This is a genomic window from Rahnella inusitata, from assembly GCF_003263515.1.
GTDB classification, from domain to species: Bacteria; Pseudomonadota; Gammaproteobacteria; order Enterobacterales; family Enterobacteriaceae; genus Rahnella; species Rahnella inusitata.
On record NZ_JYDE01000017.1, the window covers coordinates 295,453 to 316,091 of the forward strand.

19 protein-coding genes and 1 tRNA gene are annotated in these 20,639 nt (G+C 57.0%); 4 read left to right on the forward strand and 16 right to left on the reverse strand.

What is annotated here, in order from left to right:
• On the forward strand, nt 1-1,704 hold the full coding sequence (gene fruA, locus TU92_RS11225) for a PTS fructose transporter subunit IIBC (RefSeq protein ID WP_112167164.1): 1,704 nt from the start codon (nt 1-3) through the stop codon (nt 1,702-1,704).
• A gap of 273 nt (nt 1,705-1,977) precedes the next feature.
• Here fruA and TU92_RS11230 read toward each other — a convergent pair whose 3' ends face one another.
• The 14 genes from TU92_RS11230 to rutA form a co-directional block, all read right to left on the reverse strand.
• Entirely contained in the window at nt 1,978-2,823 is an 846-nt protein-coding gene (locus tag TU92_RS11230) for a VOC family protein (RefSeq protein WP_112167166.1), read from the reverse strand.
• Complete coding sequence (locus TU92_RS11235) at nt 2,816-3,925, reverse strand: alkylhydroperoxidase domain protein (protein ID WP_112167168.1); 1,110 nt, start codon at nt 3,923-3,925, stop codon at nt 2,816-2,818. Before TU92_RS11235 ends, TU92_RS11230 begins: the two co-directional genes overlap by 8 nt.
• Nucleotides 3,922-4,983: a putative FMN-dependent luciferase-like monooxygenase gene (locus tag TU92_RS11240; RefSeq protein ID WP_112167170.1), complete on the reverse strand. Its 1,062-nt coding sequence runs from the start codon at nt 4,981-4,983 to the stop codon at nt 3,922-3,924. The genes TU92_RS11235 and TU92_RS11240 overlap by 4 nt, the downstream gene beginning before the upstream one ends.
• 10 nt (nt 4,984-4,993) lie before the next feature.
• The gene (locus tag TU92_RS11245; protein WP_112167172.1) at nt 4,994-6,613 is read right to left on the reverse strand and encodes a dipeptide ABC transporter ATP-binding protein; all 1,620 of its coding nucleotides are present in this window, start codon (nt 6,611-6,613) and stop codon (nt 4,994-4,996) included.
• Nucleotides 6,610-7,473, reverse strand: coding sequence for an ABC transporter permease (locus tag TU92_RS11250; protein WP_112167174.1), 864 nt, complete (start codon nt 7,471-7,473; stop codon nt 6,610-6,612). The genes TU92_RS11245 and TU92_RS11250 overlap by 4 nt, the downstream gene beginning before the upstream one ends.
• Nucleotides 7,470-8,426, reverse strand: coding sequence for an ABC transporter permease (locus tag TU92_RS11255; RefSeq protein WP_112167176.1), 957 nt, complete (start codon nt 8,424-8,426; stop codon nt 7,470-7,472). Before TU92_RS11255 ends, TU92_RS11250 begins: the two co-directional genes overlap by 4 nt.
• 16 nt (nt 8,427-8,442) lie before the next feature.
• Nucleotides 8,443-10,083 carry a TIGR04028 family ABC transporter substrate-binding protein gene (locus TU92_RS11260; RefSeq protein ID WP_112167178.1) on the reverse strand — a complete coding sequence of 547 codons (1,641 nt, stop codon included), beginning with the start codon at nt 10,081-10,083 and terminating at the stop codon, nt 8,443-8,445.
• A 239-nt stretch (nt 10,084-10,322) separates the two neighbouring features.
• Nucleotides 10,323-11,669 carry a pyrimidine utilization transport protein G gene (gene rutG / locus TU92_RS11265; RefSeq protein ID WP_112167180.1) on the reverse strand — a complete coding sequence of 449 codons (1,347 nt, stop codon included), beginning with the start codon at nt 11,667-11,669 and terminating at the stop codon, nt 10,323-10,325.
• Nucleotides 11,670-11,693: 24 nt separating this feature from the next.
• Nucleotides 11,694-12,257, reverse strand: a complete 564-nt coding sequence (gene rutF / locus TU92_RS11270; protein ID WP_112167182.1) for an NADH-dependent FMN reductase RutF — start codon at nt 12,255-12,257, stop codon at nt 11,694-11,696.
• A gap of 29 nt (nt 12,258-12,286) precedes the next feature.
• Nucleotides 12,287-12,877, reverse strand: a complete 591-nt coding sequence (locus TU92_RS11275; RefSeq protein WP_112167184.1) for a malonic semialdehyde reductase — start codon at nt 12,875-12,877, stop codon at nt 12,287-12,289.
• Nucleotides 12,862-13,701: a pyrimidine utilization protein D gene (gene rutD / locus TU92_RS11280; RefSeq protein ID WP_112167186.1), complete on the reverse strand. Its 840-nt coding sequence runs from the start codon at nt 13,699-13,701 to the stop codon at nt 12,862-12,864. Before rutD ends, TU92_RS11275 begins: the two co-directional genes overlap by 16 nt.
• 9 nt (nt 13,702-13,710) lie before the next feature.
• Nucleotides 13,711-14,100, reverse strand: coding sequence for a pyrimidine utilization protein C (rutC, locus tag TU92_RS11285; protein ID WP_112167187.1), 390 nt, complete (start codon nt 14,098-14,100; stop codon nt 13,711-13,713).
• A gap of 25 nt (nt 14,101-14,125) precedes the next feature.
• On the reverse strand, nt 14,126-14,893 hold the full coding sequence (gene rutB, locus TU92_RS11290) for a pyrimidine utilization protein B (RefSeq protein WP_136627586.1): 768 nt from the start codon (nt 14,891-14,893) through the stop codon (nt 14,126-14,128).
• Complete coding sequence (gene rutA / locus TU92_RS11295; protein WP_112167189.1) at nt 14,893-15,984, reverse strand: pyrimidine utilization protein A; 1,092 nt, start codon at nt 15,982-15,984, stop codon at nt 14,893-14,895. Before rutA ends, rutB begins: the two co-directional genes overlap by 1 nt.
• Nucleotides 15,985-16,411: 427 nt before the next feature.
• Here rutA and rutR point away from each other — a divergent pair, with 427 nt between their 5' ends.
• Nucleotides 16,412-17,092 (forward strand): HTH-type transcriptional regulator RutR, encoded by a 681-nt coding sequence (rutR, locus tag TU92_RS11300; RefSeq protein ID WP_425272524.1) that lies wholly within the window; start codon nt 16,412-16,414, stop codon nt 17,090-17,092.
• Nucleotides 17,093-17,102: 10 nt separating this feature from the next.
• Nucleotides 17,103-18,092: a metal-dependent hydrolase gene (locus TU92_RS11305; protein WP_112167193.1), complete on the forward strand. Its 990-nt coding sequence runs from the start codon at nt 17,103-17,105 to the stop codon at nt 18,090-18,092.
• A gap of 61 nt (nt 18,093-18,153) precedes the next feature.
• Here TU92_RS11305 and cycA read toward each other — a convergent pair whose 3' ends face one another.
• A complete protein-coding gene (cycA, locus tag TU92_RS11310; RefSeq protein WP_112167194.1) occupies nt 18,154-19,554 on the reverse strand; it encodes a D-serine/D-alanine/glycine transporter in 1,401 nt (466 codons plus the stop codon).
• 371 nt (nt 19,555-19,925) lie between these two features.
• Between cycA and TU92_RS11315 the strand changes: the two genes are divergently transcribed.
• Nucleotides 19,926-20,001, forward strand: a tRNA-Lys gene (locus tag TU92_RS11315).
• A 272-nt stretch (nt 20,002-20,273) separates the two neighbouring features.
• Here the strand turns inward: TU92_RS11315 and TU92_RS11320 are convergent.
• Nucleotides 20,274-20,522: a hypothetical protein gene (locus TU92_RS11320; RefSeq protein ID WP_112167203.1), complete on the reverse strand. Its 249-nt coding sequence runs from the start codon at nt 20,520-20,522 to the stop codon at nt 20,274-20,276.
• Between the last annotated feature and the right edge of the window lie 117 nt (nt 20,523-20,639).

Sequence of the window (20,639 nt, forward strand, 5' to 3'; positions counted from 1 at the left end):
ATGAAAACGCTGCTGATGATAGACAGTTCGCTGGGACAGGCTCGCAGCCATCTGGCGAAAAATTTGCTCGCTGCTGCCGTAGCGAAAGCCGGGCACCAGCTGGTTGAGCAGGCTGCTGACGCTGAACTCGTGATCGTCGCCGGTGAAACCGTGCCAAACGATGCGACGCTGACCGGCAAGAATATTTATACCGGCGATGTGGCTGCTGCGGTTCGCGAACCTGAAGCTTTCGTGCAACGCGCACTGGCTGAAGCGAAACCTTACGTTGCTCCCGCCGCGGTGGCTGCTGTTTCAGCACCGGCTGTTAACGGTCCAAAACGTATTGTGGCGATCACCGCGTGCCCGACCGGCGTAGCGCACACTTTCATGGCGGCTGAAGCTATCGAAAGTGAAGCTAAAAAACGCGGCTGGGGGGTGAAAGTTGAAACCCGTGGTTCCGTGGGTGCCGGTAACGCCATCACGCCTGAAGAAGTTGCAGCAGCCGATTTGGTGATTGTTGCGGCTGACATCGAAGTGGATCTGGCGAAATTTGCCGGTAAGCCGATGTACCGTACCTCTACGGGTCTGGCACTGAAAAAGACCAAGCAGGAACTGGATAAAGCGCTGGTTGAAGCTGAAGTGTATGCCCCTAACGCACAGGGCGCAGCTTCAGCAACGAAGAAGAAAGAAGTGGGCGGTTCAGGCCCATACCGTCACCTCCTGACCGGCGTGTCTTACATGCTGCCGATGGTTGTTGCGGGTGGTCTGTGTATCGCGCTTTCCTTCGTATTCGGTATCAAAGCCTTTGAAGTGAAGGGCACGCTGGCGGCTGCACTGATGCAAATCGGTGGCGCTTCCGCCTTCGCGCTGATGGTGCCGGTTCTGGCTGGTTTCATTGCTTTCTCCATCGCAGACCGTCCGGGTCTGACGCCGGGTCTTATCGGCGGTATGCTGGCTGTCAGCACCGGTGCGGGTTTCCTGGGCGGTATCATTGCCGGTTTCCTGGCGGGTTACGTGGCGAAAGCCATCAGCGGCAAGCTGAAGTTACCGCAAAGTATGGAAGCCCTGAAGCCTATCCTGATTATTCCGCTGGTGGCGAGTCTGATTACCGGCCTGGTCATGATTTACGTGGTCGGTACGCCGGTTGCTAAAATCATGGCGGGTCTGACTGCCTGGCTACAATCTTTGGGTACAGCGAATGCGGTACTGCTGGGTGCAATCCTGGGTGCGATGATGTGTACCGATATGGGTGGCCCGGTGAACAAAGCCGCTTACGCGTTCGGCGTGGCACTGCTGAGTTCTTCCGTCTACGCACCAATGGCTGCCATCATGGCTGCCGGTATGGTGCCACCGCTGGCGATGGGTCTGGCAACGCTGCTGGCGCGTAATAAGTTCGAGCAGAGTGAACGTGAGGGCGGTAAAGCGGCGCTGGTTCTGGGCCTGTGCTTTATCTCCGAAGGTGCGATTCCTTTCGCCGCCCGTGACCCGATGCGCGTACTGCCTTGCTGTATCGTAGGGGGCGCCGTAACAGGTGCTCTGTCGATGGCCTTCCACGCACAGCTGATGGCACCGCACGGCGGTCTGTTCGTTCTGCTGATCCCTGGCGCAATCACACCTGTTCTCGGTTATCTGATTTCGATCATTGTGGGTACCGTGCTGGCCGGTGGTGCTTACGCGATTCTGAAACGTTCAGATGCGGCGGTAGCGGCTAAAGCCGTCATCTAAAAGTGTTTAAGCTTGTTGAAAGGCGCGACGTGAAAATGTCGCGCCTTTTTTATTGCAGTGATTGATGCAATGAGGGGGTTTTGAGTTGCTACTTAAGTTGGCCTTGAGTACGCCTAAACGCACGCCCTGCGGACTCCCGCGAACTGCTCCTTCCTCTGCGTGGGGTATTAACGTTAAATCCAAAGTTTAAAGTGTGCTTTAACACGTTTATTGCCAGCTCTCCCCCTTCGCAGAGGGAGGAGCAAACCGGCCAGATTTTGGCTGATCTTGAATTTATTCTTCCCGAAACGCCAACGCGACGCCCAGTGCGTCCGCCGCGCGAACCAAAACCAGACGGGTTAAGTCATTAAACGGTATTTCCCCCACCCGCAAACTATTACGCACTGCCTCAAGCGACCGCGTCGCAAACTCCAACCCGACCATCCGCGCGCTGCCGCCATCACCTTCGGGCACAATGCCGAATTCTGCCGTGGCCTGCTTTGGTGTCACAAACCGGACGGCAGCGCGCCCGGCGCGCAGAATCACGCCATCGGCACCACTTTGTAAGGCTTCAGCACCAAATAACTCCTCGTACACCCTTGCCGCAGCCTGCGGGTCAGCGGCGGAAATCACAAAGCCGGTGATGTCAGCGACACCATTAGGGTGGTGCTGCCATTCGTTGCGCCATACCAGCTCCGGTGTCAGGTGATGACAGAAGAAACTGCGGCCATTGGGTACGCGATCGGCGGCCAGCGGAACGGTGCGGAACCGCGCATTTGGCGAGGTGCCGTCGTTGAGTGCCACCGGGCGGAAGAATTCAGCGGGAGGCGATCCGGCGATATTTTGATTTTGCAGATGCTGGTAAACCGCCGCTGAATTCTGCGTTTTCCACACCAGACCGGTCAGACCGAGCGGAGCCTGCCATAAGTCGGTGCGGGTGTGGGCATTACCCGGCTCATAACCGAGCAGTTCGAGATAGTTTTCGCCGAAAATCGCCAGGTGATTGCTCGATCCCAGAGAGTGGTGGCCGCGCGCGGTGAGATGAAATCCTAACCGGCGGAACTGTTGTTCGGAATGATTGAGCTGTTCGGCGACGTTGATCACCACGTGGTCGAGCTGCGGGCGAAGAGACTCAGTCATTGAACGGTTCTCCCAGCGTTAACATCAGACGGTTTGCCCAGGCGAAAAACGCCGTGGACTGCGCTAAATCGACGATCTCCAGTTCGCTCAGACCCTGATCGCGCAGGGCGGCGATGTGCTGAGCAGTGGCGACCGGCGGGGTAGCGGAGAGCGCGGCGGCGAAGTCGATTTCAGCCTGCCAGCGCGGGGACTGGTCTTTGCTGAGAATGCCACCCGGTGCGGTGTCGATCAGACGCTGAACATCGTCGGTTTGCTTTGACAGCTGGCTGGCTTTGCGCGAATGCACCGACGCGCAGAAGATACAGCCGTTGATTTTACTGGCCACGGTGGCGGCCAGTTCACGCTCTTTACGCGGCAGGCCGCCGGAGGTGAAGAAAATGCCTTTGTCGGTCAGAGTGCGCTGTTCCAGCACCGGCAAATTGCGGCCTAACAGACGGAAATAGTCGGAATCGGTATGGCCGAATTTTGCCAAAATCGCCTGCTGGGCTTCATCAAATTCTTCCAGCTTTTTCGCCGGGATCCACGGCTCCCAGCCGAGCTCTTCCTGGGTGAACGCTTGCGGTGCGTCACGGCCATTATGTGTGTTGGGATCGGTGCGCCAGAACGCCGCGCCGACCGGTTTATTGCTGCCGTTTTCCACCGGCTTACCGCCGATCAGCCGGTAGCTGCGCAACGCGCGGCTCTGGAAACTGACGAAGGAAATCAGCTGCGACAGCGTGACAATCGCATCCACCGACCATCCGGCTTTTCTCAGCGCCTGCAAATGTGCGGGCGTGGCACTGGCGGGTTTGAAACTCAGACGTTCACCGTGCGTCAGCGCCGCGTCGAGGCGGGCGGTTTCATCGATATCGGGCAAATCCTGCAAACGCTCGGAATAGTGATTAGTCAGCTGGGAATCACCGTGCCAGCGCGCCACGTTTTGCGCCAAACGCAGACGCTCCGCCAGCGTGAAATCCACGCCATCCTGTTCGGTAAATAACGCGTCGTAGCTGCCCTGCGCATGGCGGGTGGCGGCCTCACGCGTGTCGCGCGCCTGTTTCAGTTCAGACGCCGGGGCGATCTCGGCCAGTTTTTCCAGCAGGTCGGTCGAATAGTCGGTCATTGGATTTCCTTGGAGAAAGTGGTATCGGAGGAAAACGTGGAAACGGCGCGTGACGGCGTGCGGCGAACCCAGCCGAGGGCCGGTGCGACGTGACGGGCGATCAGTTCGATAGAACGCAAAATGTACGGATGTGGCGGATCGATGGAGTGCACCTGAAACGCCAAATCGGTGACGCGGGCCAGCGCGGTATCGGCCTGCAATGAGGCGGTCACCTGCGCTGCCGTGCCGAGATGGACGTCGAACGCGCGGATGTAATCATCGAGCGTATCGCCTTGTACGATTTGCCCGCTGGCACGGTGATTTTCGGCCTGACGGCGCAGGCCTTTTTGCGCCAGCTCACGGGCGTCTTCGCCATTTCCGGTGACGAACGCGGTGCGCGATCCCATGATGCGGGGCGCAACACCGTCAGGCAGTGCGTCGAGATAGGCATCAATGATCGGGTTTTGCAGTTCGTCGAGGCGCAGATCCGGTGCATCCGCCGGTCGTGGCTGGGTGCGCGACAGCATCAGGCCATCGCCGGATTTACCCGCTCGCGCACCACCGTCCACGGAGAATGTCGCCTGCCAGACGCGGTGCGCCAGATGAGGTGCTGCCGGATACAGGCGATTATCGGTGCCCGCCAGTTTTTCACCGCGCCATGCGGTGAGCAGGGTGTGCAGATTACGGGCAAACGCCGCGCCGCGATCCTGACTTTCCAGCCCGAACGGCGGGAAGGACGTTGGCGTGCCGCCGGAACCGAGACCGATCTCCAGCCTCCCGCCACTGAGCAAATCCAGCACGGCGGTGTCTTCGGCCACGCGCAGCGCATTCTCCATCGGCAGCGTAATCACGCCGGTACCGAGGCGAATAAAACGGGTATTTGCCGCCACCTGCGCAAGAAACACCAGCGGCGCGGGCAGGCCGCCTTCGGCTTCGTGGAAATGGTGCTGCGCGACCCACGCGGAATCAAAACCCAGCTGCTCGGCATGAATGATTTGCTCGGTCGCCAGCCGGTAGCGCTCCTGTGCGCTGGTGTTGTCCAAAAGGCGGGTAAAAAATCCAAGACGTTTACTGCTCATAATTTTCCTCTCAGGCGGCGCGATGGCGGCCAGGAATAGCATCAATCAGCTGGCGGGTGTAATCGCTGGATGGCAGCGCAAATACTGCTTCCACTTCGCCGGAATCCACCTGTTGCCCGCGGTTTAACACCGAGACGCTGTGGGAGATTTGCCGGACGGTCGCCAGATCGTGCGAGATAAATAAATAGGTCAGGCCAAGCGAATCCTGAAGTTGTGAAAGCAGCGTGAGGATCTGCGCCTGTACCGTGACATCAAGCGCCGAGGTGGCTTCATCGAGGATCAGCACCTTCGGTTCGAGGATCAGGGCGCGCGCAATGGCCACGCGCTGACGCTGACCGCCGGACAGTTCACGCGGTTTGCGGCTGAGCAATTCCTCCGGCAGCGCCACGCGGCGGGCGATATCCAGCACGCGCTGACGGCGTTCGGCGGACGGAATTTTTTCGAAATTCAGCAACGGCTCTTCGATCACGCTGAATAGCGTTTGTGACGGATCCAGTGAAGCAAACGGATTCTGATACACCAGCTGAATTTTCTTGCGCAGCTGGCGCAGCGGTTCCCCTTTGAGGCGGGTGATGTCTTCGCCGTCGATCAGCACGCGGCCTTTATCCGGTTTCTGAAAACCGAGCAGAATGCGCGCCAGCGTGGTTTTTCCTGAGCCTGATTCGCCGACCAGCGAATGCGTCGTCCCGCGCGGAATGCTGAACGAGACGTTATCCACCGCGCGAAAGGCGGCATGATTTTTACCGCCCAGTGTGAAGTCGTGCGTCACGCCTTCGACCACTAATACCGGTTCGGTGCTCGCTTTACTTTGTGCGCGGTGGCGGCCTGAAAGGGCAGGAACGTCTGCAAACAACTGGCGGGTGTAGTCGCTTTTCGGTGCGCTCAGCACCCCGGCGGTGATGCCCTGTTCCTGCACTTTGCCATGACGGAAAACCAGCAGCCGGTCGGCGCGTTCGGCAGCGATCGCCAGATCGTGCGTGACCAGCAACACGGCGGTGCCGAACTCGCGACGCAGATCGTCGATCAGGTCCAGAATGCGCTTTTGTACCGTCACGTCCAGTGCGCTAGTCGGTTCATCCGCGATGATCAGCGCCGGTTGTAATGCGATGGCAATCGCAATCAGCACGCGCTGTTTCATGCCGCCGGACAGTTCGTGCGGATACTGCTTCGCGCGTTGTTCGGGGTGCGTAAGGCCAACGCGGCTCAGCAGTTCAACCACGCGCTCATCGCGCTGTTTGCGTGGCAGGCGCTGATGGATGTCGAGAATTTCCGCCACCTGTGAGCCGATGGTTTTCACCGGATCGAGTGAACTGGTCGGATCCTGTGGGATCAGGCTGATGCGTGCGCCGCGCAGAGCGTCGAGACGGCGCTGCGACCACTGGCTGATGTCGGTGCCGTTGAGGCGGATTTCGCCCTGATCGATATGGCCGTTTTCCGCCAGCAGGCCGATGATCGCCTGCGCAGTGGTGGTTTTACCGGAGCCCGATTCGCCCACCAGCGCCAGTACTTCTCCGGCGTGAATGGAAAACGACACGTTGTGCACCACCGGTTTGCCATCGTAGGCAATCGACACATTTTCCAGTTCGAGGACGGGCGGGGCGTCATGTTTAAACGTGGCCTGAGCGTTCATCGCGTTCTCCTGCGTAATGACTGGCTGATGCGGTTGGCGGAAAGCACTACCAGCACCACGACGATGCCCGGAAAGGTGGTCAGCCACCAGGCGGTAGAAATGTAGTTACGGCCTTCGGCTATCAGCAGACCCCATTCCGGCGTCGGCGGTGGTGTGCCGTAGCCGAGGAAACTCAGGGTGGAAATTGCCAGTATCGCGCTGCCGAACTGCAACGCCGAGAAGGCGATTACCGAGGTCAGCGAGTTAGGCAAAATATGTCGCCAGAGAATCGAGAAGAATGTGCCGCCGCTGCCATAGGCGGCTTCGACGTAATCGCTGTGGCGCACCAGCACCACTTCGGCGCGGGCAAGGCGGGCGAAGTTGGCGACCGAAGTGACGCCGACGGCAATCGCCGCATGCACCGTGCCGAAGCCGAGCAGGATGATCACGCTCAGCGAGAGCAACAGGCCGGGAATCGAGAGAAGCACGTCATTAATACGCATGACGATGGCGTCAATCACGCCGCCGCTGGCACCGGCCGCCAGCCCTAAGGCGGTGCCGAACACCAGCCCCAGCGCCACTGCGACCAGCGCGCCGGACAGCGAATGCGATGCGCCGTAAACAATGCGCGCGTAGACGTCGCGGCCAAGCTGATCGGTGCCGAGCCAGTGTCCGGCCTGTGGCGCCAGACGTTGCGCACCGGCGATGCCTTCGGTGCCGCTGTAATCGGTAAACCAGCCGGGCGCAATCGCCCAGAGAATGACGGTCGCCATCACCAGCCAGGCTAAAATCAGCGCCGGTTGCAGACGGGCGGTTTTCCAGCGGCGGCGCTGCGTGAGGGGCAAAGACAGGACGCTTTTGCCAAGCGGTAAACTGCTCATGAGGTGGCTCCGGCGGAACGTTTAGCGGATGTTTTCAGACGTGGGTCGAGCAGCGGATAGAGCAGATCGACCAGTAAATTGATGCCGACAAAGGCGGCGGCGGAAATCACTACAATCGCCTGCAATACAGCGACGTCCTGATTATTCACCGCCTGTTGCGTCAGCTGACCCAGACCGTTAAGACCGAACACGGTTTCGGTGATAAGCGCCCCGGCGATCAGTTCGCCAAACAGCAGGCCGGCGATAGTCAGCGCCGGAAGCAGGGCATTACGCGCCACGTGACGCCACAGCACGCCGCTGCGGCTCGCGCCTTTGGCACGGGCGACGGCGACAAACGGTTGTGTCTGAACCTGGTCGATACTGCGGATCAGGATTTGCGCCAGTGGCGCGGAAATCGGCACTGCCAGCGTCGCGATCGGCAAAATCAGCCCGACCCATTCGCCGGGGTTAATCACCGGGATCCAGCGCAGATGGAAGGAGAAAATCTGGATGAGCACAATACCCAGCCAGAAGGTCGGTATGGAAATAAACAGCGACGGCACTGACTGCAACAGGTTTTTTAGCCAGCCGAAGTGCAGCAGGCTGGAGAGAAACGCCAGTGCAAAGGCCACTACGGCGGCCAGTGCAAAGCCAATCAGCGCCAGCCGCAGCGTCGGCGGGAAGTTGGTGCTGAGTAATTCAGTGACCGGTACGCCAGCCTGAATCGAATAACCCAAATCCCCGCGCAGAAAATTGCCCAGAGTGTGCAGATACTGCTGTGGCAGCGGCACATCCGCACCGTAGGCCGCACGCATATCGGCGATCTGCGCCGGGCTTAATCCCATATCCGGGTTCTGGAATTTAATCAGAATCGCGTCGCCCGGCAGCACCTGCAACAGGATGAAGGAGACGGTAAACGCCGCCCACAACACCAGTACAGCCTGACCCAGACGACCGCTCACGTATCGGTTCATCATTCACTCCTGCCTGTTAATGCTTTTCCAGCCATGCGCCGTAGAAGCTCGGACGGCCAACGGCTTCGAAATTCACGCCTTTCAGATACGGCGCACCGGCAAAGACCTGCGGCTCTTCGAAAATTGGAATGATGTAAGCCTGATCGAGCAGGTAGTTCTGCACATCAGCCGTCAGGGCCAGACGTTTTTTCGGATCCACTTCTGCCGAAATAGCGGTCAGCAGGTCATTAAGCTTGTCGTCGCGGAAGCTTCTCACTTTGCTGCTCAGCCCACCTTTTTGCAGCAGCGCATCGCGGTTGGTCGGGTAGAACGAGCTTTTGATGACGTCAGGATCGGCGCGGCCAACTTCGACGACGTTAGCCGGCGTTTTTTCCGGATCCAGGTTATCCGCCACGCGGCTGCCTGCGTCACCGGCCAGAATGTTCAGCTTCGCGCCGACCTGACTCCACTGCTGGGAAACCAGCTGCAACACTTCTTTGTTCTGCGGCTGCGGCAGGGATTCATAAATTGTCAGCGCCAGCGTTTTGCCGTCTTTCTGACGGATGCCATTTGCGCCCGGTTTCCAGCCCGCTTCGTCCAGCAGCTTTTTCGCGAGCGTCGGGTCATAGGTCAGCTTGTGGCTGAGATCGACGTAACCGGCGGCCGTTTTGGCGATGACCGAAGTGGCCTGCGGATAGTTTGGCGAGAAGAGGGTATCGACCACCTGTTTGCTGTTGGTGGCATGCAGCAATGCCTGACGCACTTTGAGATCCGACACCAGCGCGTTATCCGGGCGGAAGGCGATGCCGTCGTTCACGCCTTTGGTCGGCGCGGCATAAATCGGGAAGTTCTGGTCTTTGGCCTGTTTTTCGTCATACGCCTGAACCTGACGGATGAAATCCGCCTGACCTGCCAGCAGCGCGCCGATACGCACGCTGTCTTCGCCGGTGACAATCACTTTGATGCCGTCAAGATTGGCGCGGCCCTGCTGTTTGAGGTTTTTCGGCCCCCAGTTGTACTCTTTACGCGCAGTCAGATCGACTTCGCGCCCGAGGGTTTCTTTACTGACCACAAACGGGCCGGAGCCGATGATGTGCGTCGCATCACCCAGCGCATCAAAATTGCGGTTCAGCGTGCTCAGTGAAACCAGCACCGAGCCAATCGTGGCCGTCCCTTGCAGGAAGCCCGGAGAGGATTTTTTGAAATAGAACTTCACGGTCAGCGGGTCGATCACTTCGCTGTGGTCGTAGTTGTTGATGACTTCAGAGACCGGCAGATGATGCTCTTTGTTGCCCAGACCGTAGGTATCAAAGTTTTTAGCCACCGCATTGGCGTCGAGCGGCGTGCCGTCGGAGAAGGTCACGCCCGGACGCAGTTTGAAGGTGTACTCGGTTTTGTCAGCGTTAAACGTCCAGGATTCGGCGATCCAGGGTTCCACTTCCAGCGTCTGCGGGTTCTGGTAAGTCAGTTTATCGGTGATTTGGTTGAGGATGCCGCCATTCGGGTAGAATCCGCCCGCTGGAGGATAAAGGTTGGTGTGTGCCTGCTGTTCGAGATAAATCAGTGTTCCGCCCTGAACCGGCGCGCCGTCGGCGGCAAATACGGTGGACGTGCTGGTGAGAATAACCCCTAAAGCCAGTGCGCGAGCGATGGCGCTTTTCCGGCGAATGTTTTGCATAAGACGACCCTTTTTATTATTGGCAAGTGAATGACTCCCGCAGCGCGTATAGAACGAAACTGCTGGACCCATAACAAACCAATTTAAAGGGCAGGTGAACGAAGGAAATCTGCATTGCTTAGCTGCAAAACAGGAATGGGGAGGGCAGAAAGAAAAAAACCAGCGGCTAATCCGGACGGGTGGACCGGCTAACCGCTGGCGATCATCAAAAATGATGAGCTAAGGAGAAACTGAGGTCGTCAGTGATCTTTTAATGCAGCTTCTGTGCCAGTTTCTGAAACAGGCAACGTTTTTTCTTTGTTGCTGCGACTCAGGAAGGCATTGAGCAAGATTGCGCCGAATGTCGCCGTGCCGATGCCGCCCATGCTGAAGCCGCCAAGGCTCAGGGTGAAGTTGCCTGCGCCCAGTACCAGCGTCACCGCGACCATGATCAGATTGCCGTTAAGTCCCAGATCCACCTGGTTTTGTACCCAGATACGCGCACCGGCTACCGCAATCAGACCGAACACCACAATTGATGCGCCGCCGAGCACCGGGCCGGGAATGGTGTGGATCAGTGCACCAAATTTGGGCGAGAAGCCCAACACAATGGCAACAACGGCTGCCGCAACGAAAATCAGCGTGGAGTAAATTTTGGTGACCGCCATGACGCCAATGTTTTCTGCGTAGGTAGTGACGCCCGTGCCGCCTGCTGATGCAGAAAGTAACGTCGCCAGACCATCGCCGACAAACGCGCGGCCCATATACGGGTCGAGGTTTTTGCCGGTCATACCTGCAACTGCTTTAATGTGGCCGAGGTTTTCTGCCACCAGAATCACCGCCACCGGCGCTATCATCAGCATGGCGTGGGAGCTGAAGACTGGCGTGGTGATGGTCGGAACGCCGAACCACGGCGCCTGCGCCACGGCGGAGAAATCTACCGGCGCGCCGAGCCCCAGTCCGTTAGTCACCACCATGTAAATCAGGTACGCAGCGATAAGGCCCAGCAGCAACAACAGGCGTTGCACCAGACCGCGGGTGAATACCGCGACAGAGCCGATGCACAGCACGGTCACCACCGCCATCCAGCTGTCAAAAGAAGAGGCTGATACGCTGTTGATGGCGATCGGCGCGAGGTTCAGGCCAATCGCCATCACTACCGCACCCGTCACCACCGGTGGCATCAGACGTTCAATCCAGCGCGTCCCGACGGCCATCACCACAAAGCCTATCAGCGTATAGACCACGCCGCAGGCAATAATCCCGCCGAGTGCCACGCCGATATTGGGGTTCGCGCCGTGGCCGCTGTAACCGGTCACCGCGATCACCAGCCCGACAAACGCCGCGCTGGAGCCGAGATAGCTGGGGACACGTCCGCCGACCACCAGGAAGAACAGCAGGGTGCCGATACCGGACATCAGGATCGCCATATTGGCGTCGAAGCCCATCAGCAGCGGCATCAGTACCGTGGCACCAAACATCGCCACCGTATGCTGCAGCCCCATGACCAGCGTCGGCCCTAACGGCAGCCGCTCCTCCGGGGCGATCACTGCGCCATCTAAATTGCCTTCTCTTTTACGCCAGGTTGGAAAGTAAGTGTTTGCCATGCTGTGTTCCCTAATCAGGTTAAATTAACAGGCAGACTGACGCATCAGCGGGTGATAGCGGCGGTCGAAATACACCAGTCCGTGGCGTTCGTCGTTTCGTCGCAGCGCGACGGCTTCACAGATAAGAATGTCATGGGTGCCAACGCTGGTGACCTGCGTGACTTTGCAGTCAAACGACACCAGTGCGTCGGTGAGGACAGGGGAGCCGGTGGCGAGACGCGCCCATTCGGCAGCGGCAAAACGTTGCTCCATGGGAGTTTTTCCGCCGAACAGGTTGGACAACGACTCATGGCAATCTGCCAGCGTATTCACGCACAGCACCTGATTCTCCTTAAACACCGGGTACACCGAGGCCGAGCGGTTGAGGCATACCAGCAGCGTCGGTGGGGAATCGGTGACGCTGCACACCGCAGAGGCGGTGAATCCGGCACGACCTGCGGGGCCGTCAGTGGTAATGATGTTGACGGCCGAACCGAGGTGCGCCATTGCATCGCGGTACTCTTTTTTCTCAACGGCAGCGATTTCCTCAACGGCGTTGTTCGCAGCAGGTGCAACGGGTAAATCCACGGCATTCAGGGTGGTTTGCATGATCGGGTCCTCAGAGTTCTGTCAGTGACTTACAGCACGCGGCAGGCGCGGTCGAAATCAAGTCGCGGTGCGCGCGGATACACTTTGCTGGTATCGCCGTAACCGATGTTTATTAGAAAATTGGATTTCCAGCCGGTATCCGACAGGAAAGTTTCATCCACTTTGGCATTGTCAAAACCAGACATCGGTCCGGTATCGAGCCCCAGCGAGCGGCAGGCAAGGATCAGATAAGCCGCCTGCAAACTGCTGTTACGAAACGCGGTATCATGCGCCAGCTGCGGGCTGGAGGTGAACCACGAGCGGGCATCGCCGGAGGGAAACAGCTCTGGCAGCAGCTCGTAAAACTCCGGATCCCAGGCGACGATGGCTGTAACCGGCGCGGTTAGGGTTTTTTTCAGATTGCCGCCCGATAACGCCGGTGCCAGTTTCTCTTTGGCTTCCTGACTCTGAATAAATACGATGCGCAGCGGGCTGCAGTTGGCGGAGGTCGGCCCCATGCGCGCCAGATCATAAATTGTTTTCAGCTCTTCGCCGGTGACGGGTTTATTCAGCCAGCCATTGTGGGTGCGGGCTTCGGTGAATAAAGTCGCCAGTGCGCTGGCGGTTAATGCTTCGGCCATGATGTCTCCGTGGGCAGGCGGCTGGACGGGGTGGCCGTGTTTTGCGATGAATGCCGTAGCAGCCAGTCCAGTAAAATAGGGTTAAAGGTATCGGGATCGGTCACGCTCATCGCATGGCCGCCGTACAACATTTGCGTGTGTTCGCCGTTGGGCAGCCGGGCGGCGAGATCGGCGGAACGCATCCACGGCACCAGCAAATCATCTTTACAGCTAAACGCCAGCGTCGGGGCGATCACCTGCCCGAGCGTATCGGTCAGATCGGATGCCATCAGCGCCTGCAAGCGGTGCAGCAGGTTTTCCATCCCCTGAAAATGCGCTACCTGGTGCTGGCGCTCCTCTTGCAACAATTCTTCGTTTTCAGAAAGCCAGTCGCCGGGATACAAAAACAGCGGCTGCGCCTGCACGTAGGCATCGACGCCGCTGTTGAGCAGCAGATTCTGGCGTACTTCAAAGCAGCGGCGGGTCTGGCTGTCGAGTTTTGTCCAGCCGTTGATCACCACCAGGCTTTGCAGCAGCGCCGGATAACGCAGGGCAAGGTGCAGGCCGATAATGCCGCCGAGCGCGTGACCGACCAGATGACAGCGGCTGACGTCCAGCTCGTTGAGCAGCCCGGCCAGTTCGTCCGCCATGTCTTCCATGCGGTAGCCCGCCGGGACGCTGCCCTGACTGACGCCGGTGCCGTGCTGGTCATACACTACCACGCGAAAATGCTCATTCAGCATTGACAGTTGTGGCAGCCAGAAACTGCCTGAACCGCCGAGGCCGGAGGAGAGCACCACGGTTTCGGCATCTGCATTTTTCTTACCTGACACCTTGTAATACATAGGGTTACCTCACGGCTTTCCGATATGGGCAATCGACGCGATTTCAATCAGCGCGCCCGGTTTGACCAGCCCGCACTGAATGCAGAACCGCGCCGGTTTTTCGCCGGGGAAATACTCCGCGTAAACCAGATTCACTGCCGCATAGTTCGCCCAGTCGGTGATGAAAATCGAGTTCATGGTGACGTCATCCATCGTGCCGCCAGCGGTCTCAATCACGCTTTTAATGATCTCCAGCACATGGCGGGTTTGCGCGGCGGCGTCTCCCAGATGCACGACGTTATTGTCTTTATCGAACGGCAGCGTGCCGGAGACATACACCACGCCATCGGCCAGGGTGCCCGGAACAAAGGGCGCCAGCGGAACGCCGGTACCGGCCGGGATAATTGCACTTTTAGGCATACAAATTTTCCTTATCGGCTGTCGGTCAGGCTGCGTTTTGTTCAGATTTATAACCCACCGCATCGCAGAAACTGCGCACGTCAGACACCCAGCCGAAGAAAGTTTCGATGTTATAAATCGCCGCTTTTTGCGCGAATTCCGGGCCTGCCTGATGGGTGGCGTCTTCCAGCACTACGCCGAAATACTCGAGGAAGAAACCGTCACGCAGCGTGGACTCAACGCACACGTTGGTGGCGATGCCGGTGAAGACCAGATGATGAATGCCGTAGCTGCGCAGCAGGCTGTCGAGCTGAGTGTTGAAGAACCCGCTGTAACGCGGTTTTGGCAGCACGATATCGCCCGGCTGCGGCTGGAGTTCATCCACCAAATCGTAATCCCAGTCGCCTTTCGCCAGCAGTTTGCCCATCAGTTCCGGACGCTTACGCATGGTTTTCAGTGCGTTGGATTTGTGGAAGTTCGGTGAACCGGCACCGCCCGCTTCGACGTACTGGTTGTCCCAACCGTTCTGGAAGAAAATCACTTTGATGCCGGCGGCACGCGCGGCGGCAATCGCCACTTTGATGTTGGCAATCACCGGCGCAGTGGCGGAAACGTCAAAACCCGCCAGATCCAGATAGCCGCCCTGCGAGGCGTAGGCATTCTGCATATCCACGACGATGAGCGCCGTTTGCTGCGGCGTGAAGGCGATGGCTTCCGGACGGGCGGTGAGAATGGTTTCATCGCCGCTATTTTTCGGCTCGCGGCGGACAACACTCTGATTTTCCACCGCTTTAGGTTTCTCAAAAACAGTCATTACGCTACCTCTTTCTGTTCTGCCGCGATGTGCTGACGGGTTTTCATTAATGGCTGAATGTAGCGGCCAAAGTTTTCAATGCCTTCGACGAAATCATCGAAGGTCAGCAGAATGCCTTCTGCGCCCGGCACGGTGTCGATTTCATCGAGCATTTTGGCGACGCTGGCGTAAGAACCCACCAGCGTACCCATGTTGATATTGACCGCAGAGGTCGGGTCAGCCATCTGGCGGACGTTGGTGTCAGCACCGGATTTGGTGTCTTTGCTGCTCTGATCGGTGAGCCATGCCAGCGCACCGGCATCGGCGCCGGATTTATACAGCTCCCATTTGGCGCGTGCGGCGGCGTCGGTTTCATCGGCGATAATCATAAACAGCACGTAAGACGAGACGTCCCGGCCTTCGGCTTCGGCGGCGGTTTTCATACGTGCGGCGGTCGGCGCGAAAGCGGTCGGCGTGTTGACGCCTTTGCCGAAGCAGAAGTTGAAGTCAGCGTGTTTAGCAGAGAACGCCATGCCGGCGTCGCTTTGTCCGGCGCAGATGACTTTCATTTCTGCCTGAGGACGCGGGCTGACGCGGCAGTCGTCCATCTTGAAGAACTCGCCGTCGAGCGTGCAGTGGCCGGTGCCCCACAGGTCGCGCAGGACGCTGACGTATTCGGTCAGGTAATCATAGCGGCGGCTGAAATAGTCATCGCCCGGCCACATGCCCATCTGCTCGTATTCGGGTTTCTGCCAGCCGGTAACCACGTTGACGCCGAAACGGCCATTGGAGATGGAGTCAATAGTCGCCGCCATGCGCGCCACGATGGCCGGAGGCATCACCAGCGTCGCGGCGGTGGCGTAGAGCTGGATGCGGGACGTTACGGCGGCCAGACCGGCCATCAGCGTGAACGACTCCATATTGTGTTCCCAGAACTCGGTTTTGCCGCCAAAGCCGCGCAGTTTGATCATCGACAGCGCGAAATCGAAATGGTAGTGCTCGGCTTTTTGCACGATGGTTTTGTTCAGTTCGAAAGTCGGTTTGTACTGCGGCGCGGTTTCAGAAATCAACCAGCCGTTGTTACCGATAGGAATAAAGACGCCGATTTTCATAGCTCACCTCATGACAGATTTTTGAAAATAAGAGATCAAAACAAGGGCTTGCGAAATTCTTTGCGCGGCTTGAGTGCGTCCTGCGGGTTCCGAATTGCACCGGGCTGAAATTTCCTGACGTGAGGACTATTGCAAAGGGGATGCCACTTTTATAATCACCAGGATATTCAGTGGGTTGAAAAATGATTTCGATTTCAGGTGGAGCAAATGGTCTGTTTCAGACCATTTGGTCAAAACAAACTGCACGTTAATCAGGCAGGATTGAACAGAAATGGTGCAAATTTGTTAAATTTATAATCCTTTGTGGTTATGTAGTGTTGGATAACATGTTGCTTTCATCATGCAGATGCATAGCGATAGTCGCTTCTATCCCCATTTGTTATGATTTCCGCCTTGCCGTTTGTCTCAGGGAGACATTGTGAAGCCAATGGTTGAACATCCGCAGCCTGCCGACGGGGGAAGTCACACCCGCAAAGCCGCAGCGAAAGCCCCGACGCGACGCTCGCGCGCCGTGGCCGCCAAGCGTGGCAATATCATGGCGGCGGCGCTGGAATTTTTTTCGCTGTACGGTATTCATGGCACCAGCCTGGATCAGGTCGCCGAGCGCGCCGACGTCTCGAAAACCAATTTGCTGTACTACTTTCCGTCGAAGGAAGATTTGTACATCGCGGTGCTGAAAGGCCTGCTCGATATCTGGCTGGCGCCGCTGAAAGCGTTGCAGTCGGATCAACATCCGCTGGAAGCAATCCGCGAATACATTCGCCTTAAGCTGTGTGTTTCGCGCGACCATCCGCAAGCTTCGCGTCTGTTCTGTCTGGAGATGGTGCAGGGCGCGCCGCTGCTCAGGCAGGAACTCGGCGGCAGCCTGAAAACACTGGTGGAAGATAAATCCGACGTGATCCGCGGCTGGATAAAAGACCAATTAATCGCGCCGGTTGACCCGATGCAGCTGATTTTTATGCTGTGGGCAACGACGCAGCATTACGCGGATTTTGGTGTACAGGTCGAAGCCATCACGGGCAAAACGCTCAACGACCCTGAGTTCTTCGAGCAGACCGTGAGTAACGTACAGCGCATTATTACCGAAGGCATACAGCTTCGGGCTTAAAGAGGTCAGGATGGATTCGGTATCACAATTAGTCTTGGGCGCTGCGGTAGGTATCGCGGTGATGGGTAAACGCGTGCCGGTGTGGAAAGCCGCGCTGGCGGGGGCGGTGTGCGGAACCTTGCCGGATCTCGACGTGTTTTATGACCACGGTGATCCTATCAGCAATATGACGCTGCACCGCACCGAGAGCCACGCGCTGTTTTATCTGACGCTGCTGTCACCGCTGTTAGCCTGGCTGATGGCCAGACTGTTCAGCGCCGGGCAGCATTTCCGGCACTGGTGGGGCTCGGTCTGGCTTGCGCTGATCACCCATCCGTTGCTGGATCTGATGACCGTCTACGGTACGCAGCTTGGCCTGCCGTTCACTAATACGCCCTTTGCGGTCGGCAGCATTTTCATCATCGATCCGCTCTACACCTTGCCGCTGATTATCGGCGTCGGGCTGGCGCTGTATCGTGAACGTCAGCGCGGTATCGTCTGGAACAACGTGCTTTTGGGCGTCAGCTGCCTGTATCTGGCCTGCACCGTGGTGGAACAGCATCAGGTGACGGCGCACGTCGGCGACGAACTTCAACGCCAGAATATCGAAAGTACGCAGGTTCTGGTGACACCCACGCCGCTCAATACATTGGTCTGGCGTGTAGTGGTGATGACCAAAGACAGTTACGGAGAAGGATTCACCTCGTTGCTGCACCCTGATTCGCCGATCCGCTTCCGCTTTTATCCGCGTGGAGAAGCGTTATATGAAGCACACAAAGATAACGCCTTTTTGGCCCGCGTCGCCTGGTTCAGCCACGGCTTCTTCAGCGTAAAACAGCAGGGTAGCCATATTCTGGTCAGCGATTTACGCATGGGGCAGGAGCCAGACTATAGCTTTGTGTTCGATCTCGGCGACATGAAACCCGGCGCACCACCGGAGTTGCCGGTGAAAGTCGCCTCGGCGAGGCCATCGGCGACCAAAATGCTCGAACAGTTCAGGCAGGCGTTAGAGGTGGAGTGAGATAAAGAAAAGGAGCCAAATTTGGCTCCTTTTTTTCATCTGTAATGTGCGGATTTCAGACTCAGGCAGTACGGTGACGGCAACGCAGCCAGTAGCCAATCCCCAGAATAACGAACCACAGCGGCGTGACGATAAGTGCCTGACGGGTATCATCCTGCAAGGTCAGCAGCACCAGTACACCGGCAAAGAAGGCCATACAAACCCAGCACATCAGCTTACCCAGCGGCATTTTATAGATAGATGCTTCGTGCAGCTGTGGGCGTTTACGGCGGTATACCAGATACGAGCAGAGGATGATTGTCCAGACGAACATAAACAAGATGGCTGACACGGTGGTGACCAGCGTAAAGACGGTCATCACGTTCGGGATAAGGTATATCAGCACCACGCCACCGAGCAGGCAGATGCAGGAGAAGGTCAGGCCGTTTGACGGCACCGCGCGTGAAGAGAGTTTGCCGAACGCTTTCGGTGCATTACCTTCCTGCGCCAGGCCGAACAACATGCGGCTGGTGGAGAAAACACCGCTGTTGGCAGAAGACGCTGCCGATGTCAGCACCACAAAGTTAATGATACTCGCCGCTGCCGGCAGACCGGCGAGAACAAATAGCTCAACAAACGGGCTTTTATCCGCGACGACGTGGCTCCACGGCGTGACCGACATGATCATGATTAGCGAGAAAACGTAAAACATGATGATGCGCAGCGGGATGGCGTTGATGGCGCGCGGCAAGGATTTCTGCGGATCTTTGGTCTCAGCCGCGGTGGTCCCGACCAGTTCGATACCGACGAATGCAAACACTGCTATCTGGAAACCGGCAAAAAAGCCGCTGACGCCTTTCGGGAAGAATCCGCCGTCATTCCACAGATTGCTGAAAGAGGCGACGGTACCGGTTGGCGTCTGGAAGTGGGTCAGAACCATCACCAGCCCGGCAATGATTAGCCCGACGATGGCGACGATTTTGATCATCGCGAACCAGAATTCCATCTCACCAAACATTTTTACCGTGGCGAGATTCAGGCTAAGTAACAGTAAAACGCACAGCAAAGAGGCGATCCACTGCGAGAGTCCGGGGAACCAGAACTGGGCGTAAGCGGTGATGGCCACAACGTCGGCAATTCCGGTGACGACCCAGCAGAACCAGTAGGTCCAGCCGGTGAAATATCCCGCCCACGGGCCGAGCAGGTCGGCGGCGAAATCGCTGAAGGATTTGTATTCGAGATTGGACAGCAGGAGTTCGCCCATCGCGCGCATCACGAAAAACAGCATAAAGCCGATGATCATGTACACGAAGATGATAGAAGGACCGGCCAGGCTGATGGTTTTGCCGGATCCCATGAACAGACCCGTGCCGATAGCACCACCAATCGCAATCAGCTGGATGTGCCGGTTGGAGAGATTGCGCCGCAGACCTTCAGCGTTCTCTTCCTCCGGCTGCGTGAGGATTTTTGACTCGTCTTGCATGTTGTATTAATTCCTGTTTTTTTGCTTTTGCGTATGAACTCCGCCATATCGCATTCATTTCAACAAATTAAGATTTGAAACGCGGTTATTTTGACCGGCACGGTGAACGACAGCGACGATCTGTTGATGTAATAGTAATGTTAATTGCGTATTTATTATAACTGGCATGAAAAATGCCAACCGGAAAAATGTATCGTAATTTTTACATCGGGGATAACTGCGTGTTAATTAATCAGGTGAGCGTGAGTAGACAGAGAATAATACCGCGTTTGCTTGTGATGAGCTTCACAATTCTCGATTTGAATAACGGTAAAAAAAGTAGGGATAAGCGTTTGACATCACCGGCCGACAGGCGAATAATCCGTCCCGTTGGGTCGTTAGCTCAGTTGGTAGAGCCGTTGACTCTTAATCAATTGGTCGCTGGTTCGAACCCAGCACGACCCACCAACATTCAATAAATCAAGGTGATAATCTCTACCTTGCCTGATGTCGTTCTGCCTCTTCCGGTTTTTCCTTGATAATGAATATTTGATTTCAACCTCAGTCGAAATTAATGACCATGTTCTGACGAAAATAACGTCGGGGAACCTGCATATATCTGAGCCACTAAGTAAGATTATTTTTAGGTATCGCAATTATTTGCAGAAGGGAAATAGATGAAGGCGGAGCGTCTGGCCTCACAGAATGAGGCCGGAACAGGGTTAAGCGAGTGCGAAGAATTAATACATAATGGTGGTATTCGGTTTATTGCCGTTTTTTAGTTGTTTTTGTACCTGCATGCACAGGCTGAAAATGAGCAGATGGACATGAGTGATAAAGGCGCGTTCTTCAGTGAACTGGCTGCTGCGTAAAACCACCATTTCTGAGCGATTCTGTTTGGCAACCAGCAGCTCAATGCCTTTCTCGCGAAACTCGTCTTCATAGGTCTTTACGATCCCTGCGGGGGCGATAAGTGTGTAGCTGTACATAGATGCTTCCTGAATCTGGTTGAACGTCTCATCGGATAAATCCTAATAAGAGTATCAAATACCAGCGGACGGCGATTAGCAATTCGGGTGGCTGATTTTCATACTAACGTCACAGAT

Bases quoted from the DNA above. Each gene is read 5' to 3' on its own strand.
- fruA (WP_112167164.1), top strand. From the start codon at position 1: ATGAAAACGCTGCTGATGATAGACAGTTCGCTGGGACAGGCTCGCAGC.
- TU92_RS11230 (WP_112167166.1), bottom strand. From the start codon at position 2,823: ATGACTGAGTCTCTTCGCCCGCAGCTCGACCACGTGGTGATCAACGTC.
- TU92_RS11235 (WP_112167168.1), bottom strand. From the start codon at position 3,925: ATGACCGACTATTCGACCGACCTGCTGGAAAAACTGGCCGAGATCGCC.
- TU92_RS11240 (WP_112167170.1), bottom strand. From the start codon at position 4,983: ATGAGCAGTAAACGTCTTGGATTTTTTACCCGCCTTTTGGACAACACC.
- TU92_RS11245 (WP_112167172.1), bottom strand. From the start codon at position 6,613: ATGAACGCTCAGGCCACGTTTAAACATGACGCCCCGCCCGTCCTCGAA.
- TU92_RS11250 (WP_112167174.1), bottom strand. From the start codon at position 7,473: ATGAGCAGTTTACCGCTTGGCAAAAGCGTCCTGTCTTTGCCCCTCACG.
- TU92_RS11255 (WP_112167176.1), bottom strand. From the start codon at position 8,426: ATGAACCGATACGTGAGCGGTCGTCTGGGTCAGGCTGTACTGGTGTTG.
- TU92_RS11260 (WP_112167178.1), bottom strand. From the start codon at position 10,083: ATGCAAAACATTCGCCGGAAAAGCGCCATCGCTCGCGCACTGGCTTTA.
- rutG (WP_112167180.1), bottom strand. From the start codon at position 11,669: ATGGCAAACACTTACTTTCCAACCTGGCGTAAAAGAGAAGGCAATTTA.
- rutF (WP_112167182.1), bottom strand. From the start codon at position 12,257: ATGCAAACCACCCTGAATGCCGTGGATTTACCCGTTGCACCTGCTGCG.
- TU92_RS11275 (WP_112167184.1), bottom strand. From the start codon at position 12,877: ATGGCCGAAGCATTAACCGCCAGCGCACTGGCGACTTTATTCACCGAA.
- rutD (WP_112167186.1), bottom strand. From the start codon at position 13,701: ATGTATTACAAGGTGTCAGGTAAGAAAAATGCAGATGCCGAAACCGTG.
- rutC (WP_112167187.1), bottom strand. From the start codon at position 14,100: ATGCCTAAAAGTGCAATTATCCCGGCCGGTACCGGCGTTCCGCTGGCG.
- rutB (WP_136627586.1), bottom strand. From the start codon at position 14,893: ATGACTGTTTTTGAGAAACCTAAAGCGGTGGAAAATCAGAGTGTTGTC.
- rutA (WP_112167189.1), bottom strand. From the start codon at position 15,984: ATGAAAATCGGCGTCTTTATTCCTATCGGTAACAACGGCTGGTTGATT.
- rutR (WP_425272524.1), top strand. From the start codon at position 16,412: ATGGTTGAACATCCGCAGCCTGCCGACGGGGGAAGTCACACCCGCAAA.
- TU92_RS11305 (WP_112167193.1), top strand. From the start codon at position 17,103: ATGGATTCGGTATCACAATTAGTCTTGGGCGCTGCGGTAGGTATCGCG.
- cycA (WP_112167194.1), bottom strand. From the start codon at position 19,554: ATGCAAGACGAGTCAAAAATCCTCACGCAGCCGGAGGAAGAGAACGCT.
- TU92_RS11320 (WP_112167203.1), bottom strand. From the start codon at position 20,522: ATGTACAGCTACACACTTATCGCCCCCGCAGGGATCGTAAAGACCTAT.